The sequence below is a fragment of the Ruegeria sp. AE4 genome, assembly GCF_056542185.1.
In genome coordinates, this window is sequence record NZ_JBQFZK010000003.1 from 93,528 (window position 1) to 112,177 (window position 18,650).

An 18,650-nucleotide genomic window follows, 5' to 3' on the forward strand; every position below is an offset into this window, starting at 1 on the left:
CGGCTTTGCTCAGGATATTGACTGCGTGTCTTGTGGCCGCAACGTTGGCTGGTTGCGCTGCATCGCAGCGCCCGCAAGCGGATCAGACTGAAATTACGTCCCGCTCCTATCGCGATCCGGGGCCATCGACCCTGACCTTGTACACGATGATCAGCACCCGGACCGGTTCGGGTGCGCATACGTCGTTGATGATCAGCGGCAGTGAGCGGGTTATTTTCGACCCGGCAGGATCGTTCCGGGCGGATGTTGTACCGATCAGGAACGATGTGCTGTACGGTATTACCCCGAATGTCGAACGTGCGTATCGCAGCAGCCACGCCCGCGAAACACATTATGCGCGCATCCAGACGATCGAGGTCACTCCGCAGCAGGCCGAAATTGCATTGCAACTGGCCAAGCAGATGGGCCCGGTGGCTGGTGCATTCTGTGCAAACTCTACCTCGCAGCTGTTGCAGCAGGTTCCGGGGTTCGAACAGATCACGACCACATTCTATCCGGTCAAACTGTCCGATCAGTTTGGGGCGTTGCAAGGCGTTCAAACGGCGGAATACCGTGAAAACGACGACGCGGACCTGCAAAAGGGACTGGCGTTCAACAATGCGCGCCTGAACCAGCTGGACGCGGCTTCATCCAACTAGATACAGCAATGTGTAAAGTGTTGCCGCCCCGGTAAAAATGGCCGCCAGGACGTTCTTGGTTAGAATGCCGACAGACAATGCAACCGCTGCGGCCGACATACGGGGTATATCCGGTTGTCCTTCGGTGGCCGCAGGCCAAACCACCAGCGGCGCGATCAGTGCGGGCAGGATGGCCACGGCTGTATATCGAAGGTGACGTAACAACCAGGGCGGCATCGGGCGATCACCGACGAGACCGATGAAGGTAAAGCGCAAAGCATAGCTGCCCACCGCAAGACCCACGATGATGATCCATATTGTTGTCTGGTCGATCTGGTTCATAGCGTGTTCCGCTTTAGCATCAATTCCGCCTGCGCACCGGCCATCATCCCTGCTGCGCCCGCGATCAGCAGGCCCAGATTGAACGGCACACTCACGGTCAGCAGGGCAACAACAATGGCGACCAGGGCGGCGATGACATGGGCCAGCGTACGCATCATTGGCCCAATCATCGCCAGAAAGGTGATCGGCAGGGCAAAGTCCAGCGCCCAACTTTCCGGTATTTGAGCACCCAGCACGGCACCCAGACAGGTTCCCAAAACCCACAGCGGTGTGATCGGAGTGACCGAACCCAGGAAATAGGCCATTCGCTGGGGGATCGTCAGATCAGGCTCTTTTTCGAACTGCGCGATTGAACAGGCGTAAGACTGATCAACGATCAGGTAAGCCGCACATGCTCTCTGCCACAAGGGCGCGGCACCCAGAAACGGCGTCAGTGATGCGGAATACATCGCAACCCGCAGGTTCACTGCCAGGGCTGAGATCAAAACGATGATTGTCGGCGTTTCATCCTGCAGAAGTTGCAGAGCTGTAAACTGCGCAGCGCCTGCAAAAACGGTGATGGAAAAGGCGATGGTCTGCACGATATTCAACCCGGCTTCTGTCGAGAAGACACCGAACAACAGACCAAAAGGCACAGCCACGAAGACAAACGGTGTGCCGTCGCGAAAACCTTTCCAGAAGTATGACTTGGATGTGGCAGAGGCCATGGCTAAATCCTATGGTGACGCCAGCAGCAGTATCGGTCTTGTGGAGGGGTTGCAATTGGTCACCGAAACCGACGTGTCAGACTATGTAATCGCTCCTGATCCGGGCGCGGCCCGCCTGACCCGTGCGGTCGAGGGGGTGGACCAGAATGGCGAGGTCAGTCAGATTTCAGTGGTTGAAGAGCGCCCACTGACGATCTTCCTCAACGCGCAGGAAATTGTGACGGCGATGACCATTGGCGATTATCCCGAGTACCTGGCGCTGGGTTTTCTGCGAAATCAGGGCATGTTGCTGGCTGATGATGAGATTACCCGTGTCGATTACGATGATGATCTTGAAACCGTTGTTGTCCGCACCGCACGCGCGACTTCGTACGAAGACAAGCTGAAGAAAAAGACACGCACCAGTGGCTGCGCTGTGGGAACGGTGTTCGGGGACATGATGGAGGGCCTTGAGGGCGTTCAACTGCCACAAGTGCAGGTGCGGACCTCGTGGCTTTACGAACTGGCGGCCAAGATCAACCGCACCCCGTCGCTTTATCTTGAGGCCGGGGCAATTCATGGGACTGTACTGTGCCGCGAAAACCGCCCGCTGGTTTATATGGAAGACGTGGGTCGCCATAACGCTGTCGACAAGATCGCAGGCTGGATGCTGTCCGAGGGTGCTTCGGCAGAGGACAAGATCCTTTACACCACCGGTCGCCTGACATCCGAGATGGTGATCAAAACGGCGATGATGGGCATTCCCGTGTTGGCGTCCCGTTCCGGCTTTACCGCCTGGGGTGTCGAGATCGCGCGTGAGGTCGGCCTTACGCTGATCGGTCGGATGCGCGGACAGCGCTTTGTTTGTCTTTCCGGTGAGGAACGGTTGGTTCGTGATGTGGACCCGTCGACGGTTGTGGCCGAAGACAGGAAACACCGGCGGAAGAGTAGCCAATGAGTGATGAAAACAGAAAACCTCTCGGCGTTATCCTCGCAGGCGGGCAGGCCACCCGGATGGGTGGTGGTGATAAAGGCCTGTTGAAGGTTGGCGGGCAGACCCTGCTGTCCCATGTCGTTGATCGGCTGTCTCCTCAAGTCGATGGTTTGGCCCTGAACGCAAATGGTGACCCCAAGCGTTTCAGCGATCTGACGCTACCTGTTCTTCCTGACACAATTGAAGGCTTCGCTGGCCCTTTGGCCGGCGTTTTGGCGGGGCTAGATTGGGCGGCAGATCAGGGGGCCGACAGCATCGTGACGGCTGCCGCAGATACTCCGTTCTTCCCGCGTGATCTGGTGGCGCGTCTGCAAGAGGCGGCAGCGGGGCAGGCGCATCCTCTGGTCTTGGCCACTACTCCGCGAACGGGCGACGAAGCGCTGAAGTCCGGTGGCGGCAGGCGCGTCAACCGGCACCCGACCTTTGGGCTCTGGCCTGTGGCTCTGCGCGATGATCTGCGGGCGGCTCTGACGGACGGGTTGCGCAAGGTCGTGCTGTGGACTGATAAACACGACGGGCGCGAGGCTTTGTTCCAGGCTGACCCGTTTGATCCGTTCTTCAACGTCAATACGCCTGACGATTTGGACCGCGCCCGGACATTGTTGGAGCAGGTATGAGAGTCTACGGCGTCACTGGCTGGAAAAACGCAGGCAAAACAGGGCTGATGGAACGGCTGGTGGCCGAGATCACGGGGCGGGGCTTTGCCGTCTCAACCGTCAAGCACGCGCATCACGGCGTCGATGTGGATCAGCCGGGCACGGACAGTCATCGTCACCGCGTTGCTGGCGCCAGCGAGGTGTTGCTTGCGTCGGGGCAGCGCGTCGCCTTGATGCAGGAGCTGCGCGGCGCACCCGAGCCGCCATTGGGCGAACTGCTGGCGCGGCTTTCACCGGTTGATCTGGTGCTGGTTGAAGGCTTCAAGCGGGAAGGCCACCCAAAGATCGAGGCGTTTCGCGCCGAGGCGGGAAATCCTCTGATTGCGATTGAAAACGAAACTATTCGTGCCGTTGCCAGCGACACGGCGCTGGAACTGGATCGTCCGGTTTTCGACCTGAACGACACAGTCAGGATCGCGGACTTCATATTGGATGAGGTCGGTTTGTGACCCCGTTCCAGACCTTTGCCATGGTGGACTGGTCTGGTGGAAATGACACCGGACCAACGCCGCGCAAAGACGCGATCTGGGTCTGTATTGTGCGTGAAGGGCAGGCACAGGAACCTGAATACCTACGCAACCGGGCGCTTGCCGAGGCGTGGCTGGATGCCCTGATCCGCACCGAACTAAAGGCAGGTCGCCGCCTGTTTCTGGGGTTCGATTTCCCTTTTGGATACCCGAAGGGCTTTGCCCGCGCGATCACCGGAACGGATGACCCCTTGACCTTGTGGGACTGGTTCGAACAACATGTCGAGGACGGTCCGAAAACGAACAATCGTTTTGACTTGGCAGGCCGGATCAATCGACAATTCGGAGGAAGAGGCCCATTTTGGATGAATGGCCTCGGGCGTGACATTGATGGTTTGCCGCGAACCAAGACGGGCTATTCCAATCCGTTTTCCGACCGTCGTGCGGTTGAAGCCTTGGCAAAAGGCAGTTTCACCTGCTGGCAGATGGCGGGTGCAGGCGCGGTCGGTGGGCAGGTGATGATGGGGCTTCCAGTTCTGAGCAGGCTCCGCCATCGCTTTGCCGGACAAGTCGCGGTCTGGCCGTTCGAGTCGTTGGATAGACCCATCGCCTTTGTGGAAATCTGGCCGTCGCTCACCTTGGGTGCGCCACCGGACGGGCGGATCAAGGATGCTTGGCAGGTCGAACTGATCGCCTTGACTCTGTCGCGTTTGACAGAGCAGGAGTTGAAAGCGCAATTAGATGTTTCAGCGGCAGAGGAAGGCTGGATATTGGGTGTGACTCAGAAAAAGCCGAACATAGTCCCGCCACCATTGCGCAACGATTGTTTTGCGCTGCCAGCGGGTGTGGAGTGGACGCCGGTTGATGACGCCTTGGCCTGTTTGCGCGACAGGTTGCATCCGATTACCTCGGTCGAGGTGGTCGCGCTGAACAAGGCGAGTGGGCGCATTCTGGCAGAGGATGTGATAGCCCAACGTTCCAACCCGCCGCAGCCGAATACAGCCGTGGATGGGTTTGGGTTCGCTGGTCCGGTTTCAGATGGGCCACAGGTCCTGCCGCTGGTCGATGGGCGTGCAGCAGCCGGTATCCCGTTCGACGGTGATGTTCCCGAGGGTCAGGCAGTGCGCGTTCTGACGGGTGCCGCGCTGCCTGACGGGGTGGATACGGTTATTCTGGAAGAGGATGTCACAGTTAAAGACGGGCATATCGCATTCCACGGCCCGCTGAAAAAGGGGGCAAATACCAGGCAAGCGGGCGAGGATGTGGCCGCAGGCGATCTGGCCCTGCCTACAGGGCGCCGATTGACACCGGCTGATCTTGCGCTGCTCACCGCTTTGGGCATTGCCGAGGTGAAGGTGCGCAAACCGCTGCGTGTCGCCGTGGTATCGACCGGTGATGAACTGGTCGACGCCGGAGAACGCGCCGGACCGGGACAGATATTCGACGCCAACCGCCCGATGCTGTTGTCTCTGGTCGAAAGGCTGGGGTTTGTACCAGTGGATATGGGGCGTGTTTCAGATGATCGGGACGCCCTGCGGGAACGGCTGGATCAGGCTGCGGAACAGGCAGATGTGATACTGACGAGTGGTGGCGCTTCTGCTGGTGACGAAGACCACGTATCTGCCTTGCTGCGCCAGGCGGGGGCGATGCAACACTGGCGGATCGCCTTGAAACCCGGTCGCCCTCTGGCTTTGGGGTTGTGGTCCGGAACTCCGGTCTTTGGACTGCCCGGCAATCCCGTTGCCGCCTTGGTCTGCACCCTAATCTTTGCGCGACCGGCGCTGGGCCTGATGTCTGGCGAAGGCTGGATCGAGCCGCAAGGGTTCGAAGTGCCCGCTGCCTTTGAAAAACGCAAGAAACCGGGCCGCCGCGAATACCTGCGCGCGCGCATACGGGATGGCCGGGTTGAAGTCTTCAAGTCAGAAGGGTCGGGCCGGATCAGCGGGCTCAGCTGGGCCGAAGGGCTGGTCGAAATAGAAGATGGTGCCCGGCATATCCAACCCGGTGATATGGTTCGGTTTATCCCGTATGGCAGTTTTGGGTTGTGAAAATAACGGTCTCACGCGGTTTTTCTGATGCGGAACGCACACTGGTGGCGACCCTGTTCTGGCAGGCATTTTCGGCGAAACTGAACAAAGTCATGGGTCCGGATGAGAAGGGGCTGGCTTTTTTCGAAACTTCGTTGAACCCGGATTTCGCGCTTGTTGCACGGGACAAGGAAGACCGGATTTTGGGGCTTGCAGGTTTCAAGACACGCGATGGTGCATTGGCCGGAGGCGGAATGTCAGACCTAGCAAAGGTCTATGGCTGGCTTGGGGCCATTTGGCGCGCCCTCATCCTCAGCATTTTGGAGCGCGAACTGAAACCCGGCGTGTTTCAGATGGATGGCATATTTGTGGCCGCGGGCTCGCGTGGCAAAGGGGTTGGTACTGCCTTGCTGGGTGCCGTTAAGTGTGAAGCGCGGAAACAAAACATGTCAGTGGTTCAGCTTGACGTTATCGACACAAACCCCCGCGCCCGCGCTTTATATGAGCGCGAAGGATTTCGGGCTGTGGGTGAAGAAAAAACTGGGCCTTTAAGTTATGTGTTTGGTTTCAGCAGCGCGACCAAGATGTCTTGGATCGTTTTGCCTGATTAATCAAACGTCCCGGCTACGCGCCCCAGCAACATGAACGCCCGCGCGGTGCGGGTCTCACCCAACGCGCTCAGTTCTGCATCGCTTGCGGTGGGCTCGAACTCGGCCATCATCTTGTCGAAGCGGCGAAGAAAATGGTGGGCGGCGTCGCGAAAAATGGGATCCTGTTTCATCCGCGCAGCTGTCAGCGCCAGCGAGGACCGGTCGCGTACACCCCCCAGCGAGGCGACAGCGCGACCCCGCGCGCCCTGCGCGAACTGACGCCAGATTTCGGGCCGGGCCATGTCAGGGCGCAGGTCGTCCATATAGATGCCTTCCTGGCTGAGCAGTGTAAGAACATCCTGCGAGGCTTGCACGATCTGCGCCGTCTTGCGGTCTTTCAGCGCCACGCGCAGGGCATTGAACCCTTCGGTGTCATTCTGAGTTTCCGGGAAGTTCAAGGCGCGGATAAAGATATCGGTGCTCAGCGGTGGCGCAATTTCTTCCGCAGATGTGCCCAGTTCAAGCGAGGTTTGAGCACCCGCAACGAGTGGTTTTGCAGGGGCGTAAGGGGGCGTTGTGCGCTTGGTCGAAAATGTTGCCAGCGCGCTTTCGGTTTTTCGCGTCGCGGCTGCGATCTCATCCAGTTTCTTTGCTACCGTAGGTTCGTAGGTGCTGGATGCGCGCTGCTGCTGCGCCACATAAGCCTGACGGATCGCATCAATCGCAGTTTGCAGCCGCGCGCTTTCCTCGCGCATCACGCGGCTGGCACGCATGGCAGTGGCCGCGACCCAGATCATCGCCACAGGCATGAAAACGGCCAGAAAGGTGACAACAAAACCACCGCTCTGCGCCTTATCTGGCAACACCAGAAAAACAACCGACACCACCAGCCAAATCAGGCTGAGCACCAGTGCGGCAATCTCAATCTCGGTGACAGACGGTGCCTTTGGGCGGTCATAGATGCCCAGCGAAGTCGGTCTTTCAGTTTCCGGGTCAGGTTTGGGCCCCGACATTACATGCGCTCCGGTCAGGCGTACTTGATACTCAGAATTTCATAAGAGCGCACGCCGCCAGGGGTGCGCACCTCGACACTGTCACCTTCGTCCTTGCCGATCAGGGCGCGGGCGATGGGGGATTTGATATTCAAAAGGCCAGCTTCGATATTGGCTTCATATTCACCGACGATCTGCCACGTCTTTTCTTCGTCGGTATCCTCGTCAACCAATGTAACCTTTGCGCCAAACTTGATCGCGCCAGACAGTTTTGCAGGGTCAATTACATCCGCCAGTGACAGGATACCTTCCAGTTCCTTGATGCGACCTTCGATAAACCCCTGCTTTTCGCGGGCTGAATGATATTCGGCGTTTTCTTTCAGGTCGCCAAGTTCTCGCGCCGATGCGATGGCTTCGATGATCGCAGGGCGTTCGACGGATTTGAGGTTCTTCAGCTCAGCTGCGAGTGCGGCATTGCCCGCAGGCGTCATCGGGATCTTTTCCATACTCTCTACGTCCACGCATAAACTGACTCGCCCCGCCGCACAGAAGCGTCGGGGCGAGTCCTAGGTTGACGATTACCTGACCCAAATACCACGTGAATTGCAAGGGGTGTCAGCAGGTGCAGCGATCAATTTGCAACATTGCGCCGGCGGGATTGTTTCGGGTGTGGCCTATGGCGATGGTCCGGTTGCCCACCCTTGCACCATCGCTTTGAAGGCGTGCAGAGCCACAGCATCTCAATCATATTGAACCACTTCAAACTCGATGCCGTTGTCATCCCTGAAATAGAACCGACGCCCCGGTTCGTAATCGGCATGATTATGGGGTTCGAACCCGGCCTTGCGCACCTTGGCCTCGGTTGCATCGATATCTTCGACCAGAACACCAACATGATTCAGCCCGCCGACGATATCGTAGCTGCTTTCGACCAATGGTTTCGGCGCATCTGGTTTGTAAAGCGCAAGATAGGTGTGGGCCGATCCGACATGCACCGTGTATCCGCCTGATATTGCGGGTCCTTCCCACCGTGTTTTCCAGCCAAAGACCTGCTGCATCCAGGCGGCCGAGGCCTGTGGGTCGCTGACAGTGAAATTGGTATGTTCAAGCGTTGCCATCATGGGATCTCCTTTTTTGGCTTGTTTCGACTCACCGTAATTTCTAAACCTAACTTTAGGTCAAGGTATTTCTTCGAGGGCGACATGGCTGTTTCAGAAGGGTTGGCAATCGGGGCATTGGCCCGACGTACGGGGTTGGCCGTTTCGGCGATCCGGTATTACGAAGCACAGGGTTTGATCGCGCCCTGGCGCAATGCAGGTGGGCAGCGACGTTACCAGCGGGCAGATATCCGGCGGCTGAGCTTTGTCATGATCGCACAGCAGTTCGGCCTGACCTTGCCTGAAATTCGCGAGGTCTTGTCGGGCTTGCCGGGAAAGCGAACACCGACACCACAGGATTGGAAAGCCATAAGCGTGCGGTTGCGCACTCATCTGGATCAGCGAATCGATACCCTGATGCGATTGCGCGACAATCTGGACGGCTGCATCGGGTGTGGGTGCCTCAGCTTGCCGAAATGCAAGCTTTATAACCCCGATGACAGGGCAAAATCCCATGGTAGCGGTCCCAGATACCTGATGGGTGATGCACCAGAGGACTGATGTGTCGAATAGCGCCCTTGTTACGCCGTGTTTCGATTGACCAAAGTCTTACTGACCATGTAATCAGCCGTGAAACAAAATTGCGCAGATCCTGCAGTGACAGCGCCAATTCGGAAAGTAAGCTAGGGAGCCCGCGATGGCCGAGATTGAACGCGAAGCAATGGAATATGACGTGGTGATCGTAGGCGCAGGTCCTGCGGGCCTGTCGGCGGCCATTCGTCTGAAACAGCTGGATGCGGATCTGAACGTTGTCGTTCTGGAAAAGGGCTCGGAAGTGGGCGCTCATATCCTGTCTGGCGCAGTGCTCGATCCCTGCGGGCTGGATGCTTTGATCCCGGATTGGAAGGCTAAGGGTGCTCCGCTGAACGTGCCGGTGCATGAAGACAATTTCTACATGCTGGGCGAGGCAGGTAAAATCCGCATCCCCAACTTCCCGATGCCGCCGCTGATGAACAACCATGGCAACTACATCGTTTCGATGGGCAATGTCTGCCGCTGGATGGCCGAGCAGGCTGAGGAACTGGGCGTGGAAATCTTCCCCGGCATGGCCTGTTCCGAACTGGTTTACGGCGATAACGGTGAAGTCAAAGGCGTAGTGGCCGGTGTCTTTGGTCTGGAAGCGGACGGCTCTTATGGCCCCAATACTGAGCCTGGCATGGAACTGCACGGCAAATACGTCTTCCTGTCGGAAGGTGTGCGCGGCTCACTGTCCAAGGAAGTCATCGCCAAGTATGACCTGTCTGCCGGCAAAGAGCCGCAGAAATACGGCGTCGGCATGAAAGAGATCTGGGAGATCGATCCGGCAAAGCACAAGGAAGGTACGGTCACGCACACAATGGGCTGGCCTCTGGGCGGCAACGCAGGCGGCGGGTCGTTCATCTATCATCTTGAAAACAATCAGGTCTATGTCGGCTTTGTGGTTCACCTGAACTACAAGAACCCGCACCTGTACCCCTACATGGAATTCCAGCGCTTCAAGCATCACCCGATGGTGGCCGAGCTGCTGAAAGGCGGCAAGCGCGTGGCTTACGGTGCCCGTGCGATCACCGAAGGCGGCCTTCAGTCGATGCCCAAGCTGGTGGCACCGGGCGTGGCGCTGCTGGGCTGTTCTGCAGGCATGGTCAACGTGCCGCGCATCAAGGGCAACCACAACGCGATGCTGTCGGGTAAGGCCGCGGCAGAGGCTGCTTATGACGCGATCAAGGCTGACCGTTCAGGCGATGAGTTGACCGCTTACGAGGCCGATGTCCGCAATGGCGCAATTGGCAAGGACCTGAAGAAGGTGCGCAACGTCAAGCCGATGTGGTCCAAGTGGGGCATGATCCCTTCGCTGGTGCTGGGTGGTCTGGACATGTGGACCAACACATTGGGCTTTTCGCTCTTTGGTACGCTGGGACATGGCAAGAACGATGCCCAGTCGACCGAGGAAGCCAGCAAGCACAAGCCGATCGATTATCCCAAGCCCGACGGCACGCTGTCCTTTGACCGTCTGACCAACGTGTCCTTTGCGGCAACCAATCACGAGGAAAGCCAGCCCTGCCACCTGCGCCTGACGGACCCGGATATCCCGGTCAAGGTCAACCTGCCCAAGTTCGACGAACCGGCGCAGCGCTATTGCCCGGCAGGCGTGTACGAAATGGTCGAGGATGACAACGGTCCGCGATTCGTCATCAACTTCCAGAACTGCGTTCACTGCAAAACCTGCGACATCAAGGATCCAAGCCAGAATATCACCTGGACCACGCCGCAGGGTGGCGACGGACCAAACTATCCGAACATGTAAGCAAAAAACCGGCAATGGCAGGGTCGTGAAGGCTCTGCCATTGCCTCTTGCCGACCGAAGCCCTAGCTTAACCGTCAGTCAACGATAGTAAGGCAGGATTTCGGTGGTTTCCCTGGTTCGTCGCGCGGCATTGTCCGTGCTGCTCATGTCGTCGGTCGCAGTTCCGGCCTATTCGGATTCGGGTGCCGGTTCATATCTGGCCGGGCGTCAGGCGATCTACGAAAGCGACTATTCTGCGGCGGAAAGATACTACGCCCAGGCTCTCAGGTTTGATCCGGAAAACGCGCTGCTCTTGGAAAGCGTTGTTGTCGCCCGCCTTGCGCTGGGGGAAATTGCCCGTGCTTTGCCCGTTGCAAAGCAGATCGAGGAAGCCAACCTTCCCAGTCAGGCCGCGCGCATGGCGATTTCGGCCAATTTGATTGCTGACGGCAAGTTTGACGAACTTCTGGCGCGTGACCCTGAAACGCAGGGGATCGGTCCTTTAGTTGATGGACTGATGATCGCATGGGCCCATCTGGGGCAAGGTGAAATGACAAAGGCCATGGAGCAGTTCGATGCCGTGGCCACGCAGGAAGGCCTCAGGGAATTTGCGCTGTATCACAAAGCCATGGCATTGGCCTCTATCGGCGATTTCGAAGGTGCCGAGGTGATATTTGCGGATAATAACGACGCGGTTGCGCGGTTCTCGCGTCGGGCCGCGCTGGCCCGTACAGAGGTGCTGTCACAGCTGGATCGCAACGAAGACGCCATTCGATTTCTGGACGATGTGTTTGTTTCCGGTAGCGATCCGACCATTGAAGCCTATACCGGCCAATTGACCGCGGGCGAGACGCTTCCGTTCACCCATGCGGGCTCTGCGCTGGATGGCATGGCGGAAATATTCTTTACCGTTGGTGCCGCATTGAACAGCGAGGCTTCGGCTGACTACGTCCTGCTTTACGCGCGACTGGCGAGCTTTCTGCGCCCTGACCACGTGGACGCCATTCTGCTGAGCGCGGAATTGCTGGACAAGCTGCAACAGTATGATCTGGCTGTTGCCGCCTATCGTATGGTCCCGGCAGGCAGCAATGACCACCATGCCGCAGAACTTGGACGGGCCGAAATCCTGGATAAATCCGGAAAAACCGATGCGGCCATCGAAGTTCTGCAAAACCTGGCGCTGCAAAACCCTGATTTGCCCAGCGTGCATGTTTCTCTGGCAGATCTTCAGCGTCGTCAGGAAAACTATGCGGCTGCGGTTGCCTCTTATGACACTGCGATTGCTTTGACGGACAGTCAGGCAGGTGGGAATTGGTTCCTGCACTACGCGCGCGGCATAAGCCACGAGCGGCTGAAGCAATGGGATCAGGCTGAAACCGATTTCCGCCGGGCGCTGGAGTTGAATCCGGATCAGCCGCAGGTGCTGAACTACTTGGGCTATTCTTTGGTAGAACGGAAAGAAAAGCTGGATGAAGCGCTGGACATGATCCAACGCGCGGTCGAAGCCCGCCCGGATAGCGGCTACATCGTGGACAGTCTGGGTTGGGTTCTGTTCCGTCTGGGTCGTTACGAAGAAGCGGTCGAGCATATGGAGCGCGCGGTCGAGCTGATGCCTGTTGATCCGGTCGTCAATGATCATCTGGGGGATGTCTATTGGGCTGTTGGACGTGCGCGCGAGGCCGAGTTCCAATGGAAGCGGGCGCTGTCCTTTGTTGACCCCGAAGACACAGATGGCGAGGCTGACCCAGATCGCATTCGACGCAAGATCGAGGTCGGACTAAGTGCCGTTCTGGCCGAAGAAGGTGCGGAACCTTTGAAAGTCGCAAATGGAAATTAAGGCGTTTGCGCCCGCCAAGATCAACCTGACCCTGCATGTGACCGGACGTCGTAAGGACGGTTATCACCTGTTGGATTCGTTAGTGGTTTTTGCTGATCTCGGCGATCAGTTGACATTCACACCCGGCCCCGAGCTGACTATGGACGTGAGTGGGGAGTTTGCCGAAGGCGTGCCCATGGACAGCCGTAACCTGGTCTGGAAAGCGGCCGAAGGTGTCGGTTGGACCGGGCATATCGACCTAACCAAATCTCTGCCCCACGGAGCAGGTATTGGGGGTGGGTCATCGGATGCGGCCGCCACGCTGAATATGCTGGGCGGTCTGGGCCGTGACATCCCGCCTGACCTGCCGTTGTCACTGGGGGCAGATGTGCCCGTTTGTCTCGAAAACCGGGCGATCAGAATGCAAGGCATTGGCGATCGTTTGGCGGCGGTAAACCTTCCGAACCTACCCGCCCTGTTGGTCAACCCGAATGTGCCGGTGCCGACAGGAGCCGTTTTCAACGCGCTGGCGTCCCGAGACAATCCGCCGATGCCTGAGCTGGTCCCTGATTTTGAAGACGCTGAAGCCTGTGCCCTGTGGTTGCGTGGTCAACGCAATGACTTGCAGGTACCTGCCATGGTCGTTGCACGTGAGATCGAGCAGGTTCTGGACGAGTTGAACATGACCAGTCGTGTCCTTGTGACGCGTATGTCGGGGTCAGGATCAACCTGTTTTGCCCTATATCCCACAATGAAAGACGCGCATTTCGCGGCCTATGAGATCGGTGCGGCGCATCCTGACTGGTGGTGCCGTGCGACGCAGCTTAACTAAGGCGCGAGACCACGTAATCGGCCAGTTCGCGCAGCAGGCTGCGAATTTCATGATCGGGCAGAACATCCAAAGATGCCTTTGCCTTATTCGCCCAGCCCAAAGCGTCCTGCCGGGTTTTTTCCAGCGTTGCGTATTTGTCCATCAAACCCAGCGCATGATCCAGATCACCGTCCTGTTGGCGGCCTTTTTCGATCGTACGCTCCCAGAAAGCGCGTTCTTCGGGCGTGGCCTGTGCAACAGCCTTGATGACAGGCAGGGTCAGCTTTCGTTCGCGGAAATCATCGCCCACATTCTTGCCGGTTGTCTTGCTGTCCCCTTGATAATCCAGCAGGTCGTCTGCAATCTGGAATGCGATCCCCAATGCGTCACCATAATCGAACAGGGCCTTGATCTGTTCTTCCGATGCACCGGCGATCACGCCGCCCACCTCGGTCGCAGCTGAAAACAAAGCTGCCGTCTTGCCGCGCACGACCTGTAGGTAAACGCTTTCATCTGTCCGCAGGTCGGTTGCTGCGGTCATTTGCAGCACCTCGCCTTCGGCGATGGTTGCTGAGGCATTGGCCAAGATATCCAGAACCCGCAGCGAACCCGTTTCGACCATCAATTGGAAGCTGCGAGAAAACAGGTAATCACCGACCAGCACACTGGATTTATTGTCCCAAAGTAGATTTGCGGTCGGGCGTCCGCGCCGCTGCGCGCTCTCATCCACAACGTCGTCGTGCAGAAGGGTAGCGGTATGGATGAACTCGACCGTGGCAGCAAGGCGTACATGGTGCTCGCCCGAATAGCCAAAGAGCCGCGCCGCTGCCAATGTCAGCATCGGCCGCAGGCGCTTTCCGCCCGCCTCGACCAGATGCTGGGTCACTTCGGGGATACGTGGGGCATGGTCCGACGCCATCCGGGTGCGGATCAACGTATTCACAGCCTCCATTTCACCCGCCAATATATCAGCGAGGCGCTCATGCGGTTTTGAGATCATGCCGACGGTCATCATTCTCCTGATACAAGGCTCGACTTCCGCCCCGCCTTGCCCTTACATCCATCCCCATGAAAGAACTATTGCGCAGTACCGATCCGACGATCCTGGCCTTTGCATCCGCTCTCCTTGAAGGCGAGGATATAGACTGCTTTCAGATGGACGTAAATATGAGCATCCTCGAAGGTGGGATCGGAATCTTTCCCCGCCGACTGATGGTTCGCGCCGAAGACCTGACCCGTGCCGAACGTGTGATGCGCGACAATGAAATTCCGCTGGGCCGATGACCCGGTTTTCCGATAGTGAACTCAGCTGCAATGATTTCTTGGGGGGCAGGGTTCGATTGCTGCAACCTCGGTCGGGTTATCGTGCCGGGGTCGACCCGGTATTGCTTGCCGCATCCGTTCCGGCCAGCGCAGGTCAGTCCGTGTTGGAACTGGGGTGCGGCGCAGGGGCTGCCATTCTTTGCTTGTCCTCCCGAGTGCCCGGTCTGCACCTGACAGGTATCGAGCTACAGCCTTCCTATGCGGAATTGGCCCGCAGAAATGCGGAAATCAACCGGATAGAGCTGGAAGTTGTCCAAGCTGATCTGACCGCTTTGCCTGAGGCGTTTCGGCAGCGCCAGTTCGATCACGTAATTGCGAATCCGCCCTATTATCGGGCGGGGGCGCATAGCCCTGCAAAGGATGCGGGACGAAGTGTGGCCCTGGGCGAAGACACCCAGTTGGCCGACTGGATTGCAGTGGCTGCCAAACGCCTTGCGCCAAAAGGGTACCTGCACATGATCCAGAAAGCCGATCGACTGCCCGACATGCTGGCAGCGTGCCAGGGGTTGCTGGGATCGGTAGAGTTGTTGCCGCTAAGCCCACGGACAGGGCGAGAGGCTGAGCTGATCATTCTGCGCGCCCGCAAAGGAGGGCGTGCGGCATTTCGCCTCCACCCACCTTTGATTGTGCACGCGGGTGAACGTCACGAAAAAGACGGCGAAAGCTATACGGATGCAGTTTCGGCCGTGCTCCGGAAGGCCGCTGCCCTGCCCGGGTTTTGACGACGACCGGCAATGTCCAGCCGATTTTGTCGGATTTGTTTCAGATTCTGTGCGTCTGCAGCGTGACAGGGTGGAAACGATGTGATCAACTTCTTACGTGACATTCAGACACGTATAAAAGGAGGATCGCAATGAGCGTGAGCGCACATCTGACAGAACTGAAGAAAAAGCACGAATCTCTCGGTCTAGAAGTAGAACAAGCCCAACGCTCGCCAGGCATCGATGATCTCCACATAGCCCAGCTGAAGAAACAGAAGCTCAAGCTGAAGGAAGAGATCGAGCGACTGTCTGCTTAAGATTTCAAACTGGAACGGGCCGCGATCAAGGCCCCGCCGGTAATCAGAAAGGCCGCGATCGCCAGCCCCCAGGATGGGGCAGCGATCCCGGCCATCACCAAAGCAAGTGTCGACAAAAGCGGGGCCGCATAAGATGAGGTTCCGAGCATTTGAATATCACCCTGCTTTACCCCGATATCCCATACATAAAAGGCCAGTCCAACGGGCCCGAGGCCAAGTGCCAATACCGATAACCACCCCAGTGTCGTGTCGGGCAGCACGGTGTCTTCTATGGCCAGATGCAGCAGACCCGAAGCCATCGCAGCCATCAGACAAAAGACCGCAACCGAACTGGTCGGTGTACCCCCCAATTTGCGCGACAAAACCGAATAGCCTGACCATGTCAGGGCGCAAAGCAGGGCCAATGCATATCCCGGCAGGTGTTGTGCCTGAAAACCGGCGCTCCCGCCTCCGGTGATGATCAAAGCAGCCCCAACAAAGCCAAGGCATGCCCCGATCAAGTGACCAGTGCGAAGCTGCTCGCCCGGCAGCAGGCCGGAAAACAGAACGATAAGAAGGGGCCAGAGATAGGCAATCAACCCGGCCTCGGCCGCGGGGGCCATACGCAGGGCTGAAAAATACAATGCGTGATACCCGAACAGACCCAATGAACCGAACAGGTAGGTCGTCCAGGGGACCTGTTTCAACCCGCTAAACCCACCGGTTGCGGCTGTCCAAATCAACCCAAGTGCCCCACCAATCGAAAAGCAGATCGTGTTCAACAGCAATGGCGGTGTGGGTGCAGAGCCGACGGTCAAAAGCGCCAGCAAAGCCCATAATAGTACGGCCCCAAAGCCGATGGCTGTTGCGCGCGTTTTGGTCATGATCCGGAAACCTCTTCGATCGGAATAATGTCGAATTCATCCGAAATATGCGCGGTCTTTTCAATCTCGGTCAGGAACCAATCCCGAAATGCTGAGATCTGAGGACGTTTTTCGGCCCCCGGAAGGCACAGGAACCGGAACCGGCCCTGCGTTTCCAGCGCGACCTTGAAGGGGGCAACCAGCCGACCCTCGGTCAAGTCCTTGAGGATCATGGCGCGCCGTCCAAGGGCGACACCAACGCCGGCGACAGCGGCGTCAATCGCGTGATCTGCGTTGGAAAAATGCGCCCCATGAGTGGGGATAAAATCGATACCCACAGCGCGGAACCAGGCAGGCCAGTCGCAGGGCGGGGTCAGAAAATTGATCGAATCGTCGTGGATCAACGGTGCGTCGCGCAGGCTGTCTGGCGTGGTGAATTGCTCCGCTAGCTCCGGGGTCATGACCGGGGTCAGCCACTCTTTTCTTACAGGTACGGAATACAGCCCCTCATCGGCGGAATTGCCAAATCGGATGGCAACATCCACATCATCTCGCTCCAGATCCATGTTGCGCAATGTGGCCGAGAATTTCAGGTCGATTTCCGGATGTGCACGGGCGAATTCGTAAAGGCGAGGTGCGAGCCACTTTGCAGTCAGTGCCGGACCTGCGGTGACGGTCAATCCGGTGTCATCCTCCTGCCTGCGTACAGCACGCCACGCGCTTTGCAATGTGGCAAAGCCCTCTGCCGCGCCGGGGGCCAGGGCGCGGCCCGCATCAGTCAGTTCCACAGCACGGTTCAGACGGCGGAACAGAGGGCGACCCAGATGCTCCTCAAGCGATTTGATCTGAAAGGACAGGGCCGCTGGCGTCACGTGCAGCTCTTCCGCCGCTTTCGCGAAGGACATGTGCCGGGCCGCGGCATCAAAAGCTCGAAGCGCGGTAAGTGGGGGCAGATAATCACTCATGGTCGAGAAATTCTTAACTGAAGGTTCAGGAAACTTCGTTTGTCATGATCATAGGTGACCTTCATATTCACATCAGGTCAAGCAAAACTGAATTGAAAGGCGGCTACCATGATCGAGATGACAACAAATCCCGCCGCCCAAGTGGCGATCCTGCGCGCGCATGAAGAGCGTGGCAAGGTGGTCCGGCAGTTGTGGAATTGGGTATTGGGTTCCCGCTGATCGCAGCGCGCGCGATCTTACGGGATAAGGATGGGCCGGCCCTAATGGACCGGCCCGTTTTCACAATTCTGATTGCAGATCAGACGAAGAACTGGGCGCCGTTGGCCGAGATGGTCGAGCCGTTGATGAACTGAGATTCGTCCGAGGCCAGGAAGGTCACGCAGCGTGCAATCTCTTCTGGTTCGCCCAGACGACCGGCGGGGATCTGGCCAATAATCGATTCGCGTACCTTTTCGGGCACCGCCATCACCATCTCGGTTGCAATATAACCGGGGCAGATCGCGTTGGCCGTGATGCCTGCCCGCGCGCCTTCCTGCGCCAGAGATTTAACGATGCCCAGATCGCCCGCCTTGGTCGCAGCATAGTTCACCTGAGCGAACTGACCTTTCTGGCCGTTGATCGAGCTGATGACGATGACACGGCCAAATTTGCGCTCGCGCATGCCGGGCCAGACAGGGTGCACAGTGTTGAACACGCCGGTCAGGTTGGTGTCGATCACGTCTTTCCACTGATCGGGTGTCATTTTGTGGAAAGGTGCATCACGGGTGATGCCTGCGTTGGCGACAACGATGTCGATGGGGCCAACCTCGGCCTCGACCTTTTCGATGCCCGCTTTGGATTCGTCATAATCGGCGACGTTCCACTTGTAGGTCTTGATGCCGGTTTCTTCGGTGAATTTCGCGGCGGCTTCGTCATTCCCTGCATAGGTGGCCGCAACGTTGTATCCTTCGGCTTTGAGCGCCTTGGAAATTGCTGCGCCAATGCCGCGGGAACCGCCGGTAACGAGTGCTGTACGTGCCATTTAGGACTCCTCCAATTTTAGTCGTCTTGGTAATGCTGTTACTTTGAGAGATGTTTGTGCGCA

22 protein-coding genes are annotated in these 18,650 nt (G+C 57.9%); 13 read left to right on the forward strand and 9 right to left on the reverse strand.

All coding sequences use genetic code 11. The features are described from left to right. Positions 1-5: 5 nt before the first annotated feature. Positions 6-638: a hypothetical protein gene (locus ACR0EK_RS07025; RefSeq protein WP_480475007.1), complete on the forward strand. Its 633-nt coding sequence runs from the start codon at positions 6-8 to the stop codon at positions 636-638. Here ACR0EK_RS07025 and ACR0EK_RS07030 read toward each other — a convergent pair. Both ACR0EK_RS07030 and ACR0EK_RS07035 read right to left on the reverse strand, forming a co-directional pair. Next, complete coding sequence (locus ACR0EK_RS07030) at positions 627-959, reverse strand: AzlD domain-containing protein (RefSeq protein ID WP_209506607.1); 333 nt, start codon at positions 957-959, stop codon at positions 627-629. The genes ACR0EK_RS07025 and ACR0EK_RS07030 overlap by 12 nt on opposite strands. Then, entirely contained in the window at positions 956-1,666 is a 711-nt protein-coding gene (locus ACR0EK_RS07035) for an AzlC family ABC transporter permease (protein ID WP_480483082.1), read from the reverse strand. The genes ACR0EK_RS07030 and ACR0EK_RS07035 overlap by 4 nt, the downstream gene beginning before the upstream one ends. Here ACR0EK_RS07035 and fdhD point away from each other — a divergent pair. Genes fdhD through ACR0EK_RS07060 form a run of 5 tightly spaced genes read left to right on the forward strand, consistent with a single transcriptional unit; the run spans position 1,665 to position 6,400 of the window. Continuing rightward, complete coding sequence (gene fdhD, locus ACR0EK_RS07040; protein ID WP_480899223.1) at positions 1,665-2,603, forward strand: formate dehydrogenase accessory sulfurtransferase FdhD; 939 nt, start codon at positions 1,665-1,667, stop codon at positions 2,601-2,603. The two genes, ACR0EK_RS07035 and fdhD, sit on opposite strands and share 2 nt — an antisense overlap. Then, complete coding sequence (mobA, locus tag ACR0EK_RS07045; RefSeq protein WP_480869925.1) at positions 2,600-3,256, forward strand: molybdenum cofactor guanylyltransferase MobA; 657 nt, start codon at positions 2,600-2,602, stop codon at positions 3,254-3,256. Before fdhD ends, mobA begins: the two co-directional genes overlap by 4 nt. Then, positions 3,253-3,744 (forward strand): molybdopterin-guanine dinucleotide biosynthesis protein B, encoded by a 492-nt coding sequence (gene mobB / locus ACR0EK_RS07050; RefSeq protein ID WP_209506603.1) that lies wholly within the window; start codon positions 3,253-3,255, stop codon positions 3,742-3,744. Before mobA ends, mobB begins: the two co-directional genes overlap by 4 nt. Beyond that, positions 3,741-5,810, forward strand: coding sequence for a molybdenum cofactor synthesis domain-containing protein (locus ACR0EK_RS07055; RefSeq protein ID WP_480967699.1), 2,070 nt, complete (start codon positions 3,741-3,743; stop codon positions 5,808-5,810). Before mobB ends, ACR0EK_RS07055 begins: the two co-directional genes overlap by 4 nt. Then, positions 5,807-6,400, forward strand: a complete 594-nt coding sequence (locus ACR0EK_RS07060) for a GNAT family N-acetyltransferase (protein ID WP_480967700.1) — start codon at positions 5,807-5,809, stop codon at positions 6,398-6,400. Before ACR0EK_RS07055 ends, ACR0EK_RS07060 begins: the two co-directional genes overlap by 4 nt. Here the strand turns inward: ACR0EK_RS07060 and ACR0EK_RS07065 are convergent. The 3 genes from ACR0EK_RS07065 to ACR0EK_RS07075 all read right to left on the reverse strand — a co-directional run bounded on the left by ACR0EK_RS07065 (position 6,397) and on the right by ACR0EK_RS07075 (position 8,492). Continuing rightward, positions 6,397-7,392 carry a hypothetical protein gene (locus tag ACR0EK_RS07065; protein WP_480773347.1) on the reverse strand — a complete coding sequence of 332 codons (996 nt, stop codon included), beginning with the start codon at positions 7,390-7,392 and terminating at the stop codon, positions 6,397-6,399. The genes ACR0EK_RS07060 and ACR0EK_RS07065 overlap by 4 nt on opposite strands. A 14-nt stretch (positions 7,393-7,406) precedes the next feature. Then, on the reverse strand, positions 7,407-7,877 hold the full coding sequence (greA, locus tag ACR0EK_RS07070) for a transcription elongation factor GreA (RefSeq protein ID WP_209506599.1): 471 nt from the start codon (positions 7,875-7,877) through the stop codon (positions 7,407-7,409). 234 nt (positions 7,878-8,111) lie between these two features. After that, on the reverse strand, positions 8,112-8,492 hold the full coding sequence (locus tag ACR0EK_RS07075) for a VOC family protein (RefSeq protein WP_209598670.1): 381 nt from the start codon (positions 8,490-8,492) through the stop codon (positions 8,112-8,114). A gap of 81 nt (positions 8,493-8,573) precedes the next feature. Between ACR0EK_RS07075 and soxR the strand changes: the two genes are divergently transcribed. The 4 genes from soxR to ACR0EK_RS07095 all read left to right on the forward strand — a co-directional run bounded on the left by soxR (position 8,574) and on the right by ACR0EK_RS07095 (position 13,439). After that, on the forward strand, positions 8,574-9,029 hold the full coding sequence (gene soxR, locus ACR0EK_RS07080; RefSeq protein ID WP_209598669.1) for a redox-sensitive transcriptional activator SoxR: 456 nt from the start codon (positions 8,574-8,576) through the stop codon (positions 9,027-9,029). Positions 9,030-9,165: 136 nt separating this feature from the next. After that, the gene (locus ACR0EK_RS07085; protein WP_480899229.1) at positions 9,166-10,812 is read left to right on the forward strand and encodes an electron transfer flavoprotein-ubiquinone oxidoreductase; all 1,647 of its coding nucleotides are present in this window, start codon (positions 9,166-9,168) and stop codon (positions 10,810-10,812) included. Between the two features lie 145 nt (positions 10,813-10,957). After that, positions 10,958-12,628, forward strand: coding sequence for a tetratricopeptide repeat protein (locus ACR0EK_RS07090; protein ID WP_480773399.1), 1,671 nt, complete (start codon positions 10,958-10,960; stop codon positions 12,626-12,628). Next, positions 12,618-13,439: a 4-(cytidine 5'-diphospho)-2-C-methyl-D-erythritol kinase gene (locus ACR0EK_RS07095; protein WP_480773345.1), complete on the forward strand. Its 822-nt coding sequence runs from the start codon at positions 12,618-12,620 to the stop codon at positions 13,437-13,439. Before ACR0EK_RS07090 ends, ACR0EK_RS07095 begins: the two co-directional genes overlap by 11 nt. Here ACR0EK_RS07095 and ACR0EK_RS07100 read toward each other — a convergent pair. Further along, entirely contained in the window at positions 13,432-14,430 is a 999-nt protein-coding gene (locus tag ACR0EK_RS07100; RefSeq protein ID WP_267363260.1) for a polyprenyl synthetase family protein, read from the reverse strand. The two genes, ACR0EK_RS07095 and ACR0EK_RS07100, sit on opposite strands and share 8 nt — an antisense overlap. Positions 14,431-14,486: 56 nt before the next feature. Here ACR0EK_RS07100 and ACR0EK_RS07105 point away from each other — a divergent pair, with 56 nt between their 5' ends. From ACR0EK_RS07105 to ACR0EK_RS07115, 3 genes are all read left to right on the forward strand, one after another. After that, entirely contained in the window at positions 14,487-14,702 is a 216-nt protein-coding gene (locus ACR0EK_RS07105) for a putative signal transducing protein (protein ID WP_050604033.1), read from the forward strand. Further along, a complete protein-coding gene (locus tag ACR0EK_RS07110) occupies positions 14,699-15,463 on the forward strand; it encodes a tRNA1(Val) (adenine(37)-N6)-methyltransferase (protein WP_480967701.1) in 765 nt (254 codons plus the stop codon). Before ACR0EK_RS07105 ends, ACR0EK_RS07110 begins: the two co-directional genes overlap by 4 nt. A 131-nt stretch (positions 15,464-15,594) precedes the next feature. Beyond that, entirely contained in the window at positions 15,595-15,759 is a 165-nt protein-coding gene (locus ACR0EK_RS07115; RefSeq protein WP_083445267.1) for a YdcH family protein, read from the forward strand. Here the strand turns inward: ACR0EK_RS07115 and yddG are convergent. The 3 genes from yddG to phbB all read right to left on the reverse strand — a co-directional run bounded on the left by yddG (position 15,756) and on the right by phbB (position 18,587). Continuing rightward, the gene (yddG, locus tag ACR0EK_RS07120; RefSeq protein WP_480483101.1) at positions 15,756-16,622 is read right to left on the reverse strand and encodes an aromatic amino acid exporter YddG; all 867 of its coding nucleotides are present in this window, start codon (positions 16,620-16,622) and stop codon (positions 15,756-15,758) included. The genes ACR0EK_RS07115 and yddG overlap by 4 nt on opposite strands. Next, entirely contained in the window at positions 16,619-17,566 is a 948-nt protein-coding gene (locus tag ACR0EK_RS07125) for a transcriptional regulator GcvA (protein WP_480483103.1), read from the reverse strand. Before ACR0EK_RS07125 ends, yddG begins: the two co-directional genes overlap by 4 nt. Positions 17,567-17,864: 298 nt before the next feature. Next, entirely contained in the window at positions 17,865-18,587 is a 723-nt protein-coding gene (gene phbB / locus ACR0EK_RS07130) for an acetoacetyl-CoA reductase (protein WP_209506587.1), read from the reverse strand. Between the last annotated feature and the right edge of the window lie 63 nt (positions 18,588-18,650).

What these genes read in the sequence shown, in the direction of transcription:
- ACR0EK_RS07030 (WP_209506607.1), bottom strand. Translation starts at nt 959, where the DNA reads ATGAACCAGATCGACCAGACAACAATATGGATCATCATCGTGGGTCTT.
- fdhD (WP_480899223.1), top strand. Translation starts at nt 1,665, where the DNA reads ATGGCTAAATCCTATGGTGACGCCAGCAGCAGTATCGGTCTTGTGGAG.
- ACR0EK_RS07035 (WP_480483082.1), bottom strand. Translation starts at nt 1,666, where the DNA reads ATGGCCTCTGCCACATCCAAGTCATACTTCTGGAAAGGTTTTCGCGAC.
- mobA (WP_480869925.1), top strand. Translation starts at nt 2,600, where the DNA reads ATGAGTGATGAAAACAGAAAACCTCTCGGCGTTATCCTCGCAGGCGGG.
- mobB (WP_209506603.1), top strand. Translation starts at nt 3,253, where the DNA reads ATGAGAGTCTACGGCGTCACTGGCTGGAAAAACGCAGGCAAAACAGGG.
- ACR0EK_RS07065 (WP_480773347.1), bottom strand. Translation starts at nt 7,392, where the DNA reads ATGTCGGGGCCCAAACCTGACCCGGAAACTGAAAGACCGACTTCGCTG.
- greA (WP_209506599.1), bottom strand. Translation starts at nt 7,877, where the DNA reads ATGGAAAAGATCCCGATGACGCCTGCGGGCAATGCCGCACTCGCAGCT.
- ACR0EK_RS07075 (WP_209598670.1), bottom strand. Translation starts at nt 8,492, where the DNA reads ATGATGGCAACGCTTGAACATACCAATTTCACTGTCAGCGACCCACAG.
- soxR (WP_209598669.1), top strand. Translation starts at nt 8,574, where the DNA reads ATGGCTGTTTCAGAAGGGTTGGCAATCGGGGCATTGGCCCGACGTACG.
- ACR0EK_RS07085 (WP_480899229.1), top strand. Translation starts at nt 9,166, where the DNA reads ATGGCCGAGATTGAACGCGAAGCAATGGAATATGACGTGGTGATCGTA.
- ACR0EK_RS07090 (WP_480773399.1), top strand. Translation starts at nt 10,958, where the DNA reads ATGTCGTCGGTCGCAGTTCCGGCCTATTCGGATTCGGGTGCCGGTTCA.
- ACR0EK_RS07095 (WP_480773345.1), top strand. Translation starts at nt 12,618, where the DNA reads ATGGAAATTAAGGCGTTTGCGCCCGCCAAGATCAACCTGACCCTGCAT.
- ACR0EK_RS07100 (WP_267363260.1), bottom strand. Translation starts at nt 14,430, where the DNA reads ATGACCGTCGGCATGATCTCAAAACCGCATGAGCGCCTCGCTGATATA.
- ACR0EK_RS07105 (WP_050604033.1), top strand. Translation starts at nt 14,487, where the DNA reads ATGAAAGAACTATTGCGCAGTACCGATCCGACGATCCTGGCCTTTGCA.
- ACR0EK_RS07110 (WP_480967701.1), top strand. Translation starts at nt 14,699, where the DNA reads ATGACCCGGTTTTCCGATAGTGAACTCAGCTGCAATGATTTCTTGGGG.
- ACR0EK_RS07115 (WP_083445267.1), top strand. Translation starts at nt 15,595, where the DNA reads ATGAGCGTGAGCGCACATCTGACAGAACTGAAGAAAAAGCACGAATCT.
- yddG (WP_480483101.1), bottom strand. Translation starts at nt 16,622, where the DNA reads ATGACCAAAACGCGCGCAACAGCCATCGGCTTTGGGGCCGTACTATTA.
- ACR0EK_RS07125 (WP_480483103.1), bottom strand. Translation starts at nt 17,566, where the DNA reads ATGAGTGATTATCTGCCCCCACTTACCGCGCTTCGAGCTTTTGATGCC.
- phbB (WP_209506587.1), bottom strand. Translation starts at nt 18,587, where the DNA reads ATGGCACGTACAGCACTCGTTACCGGCGGTTCCCGCGGCATTGGCGCA.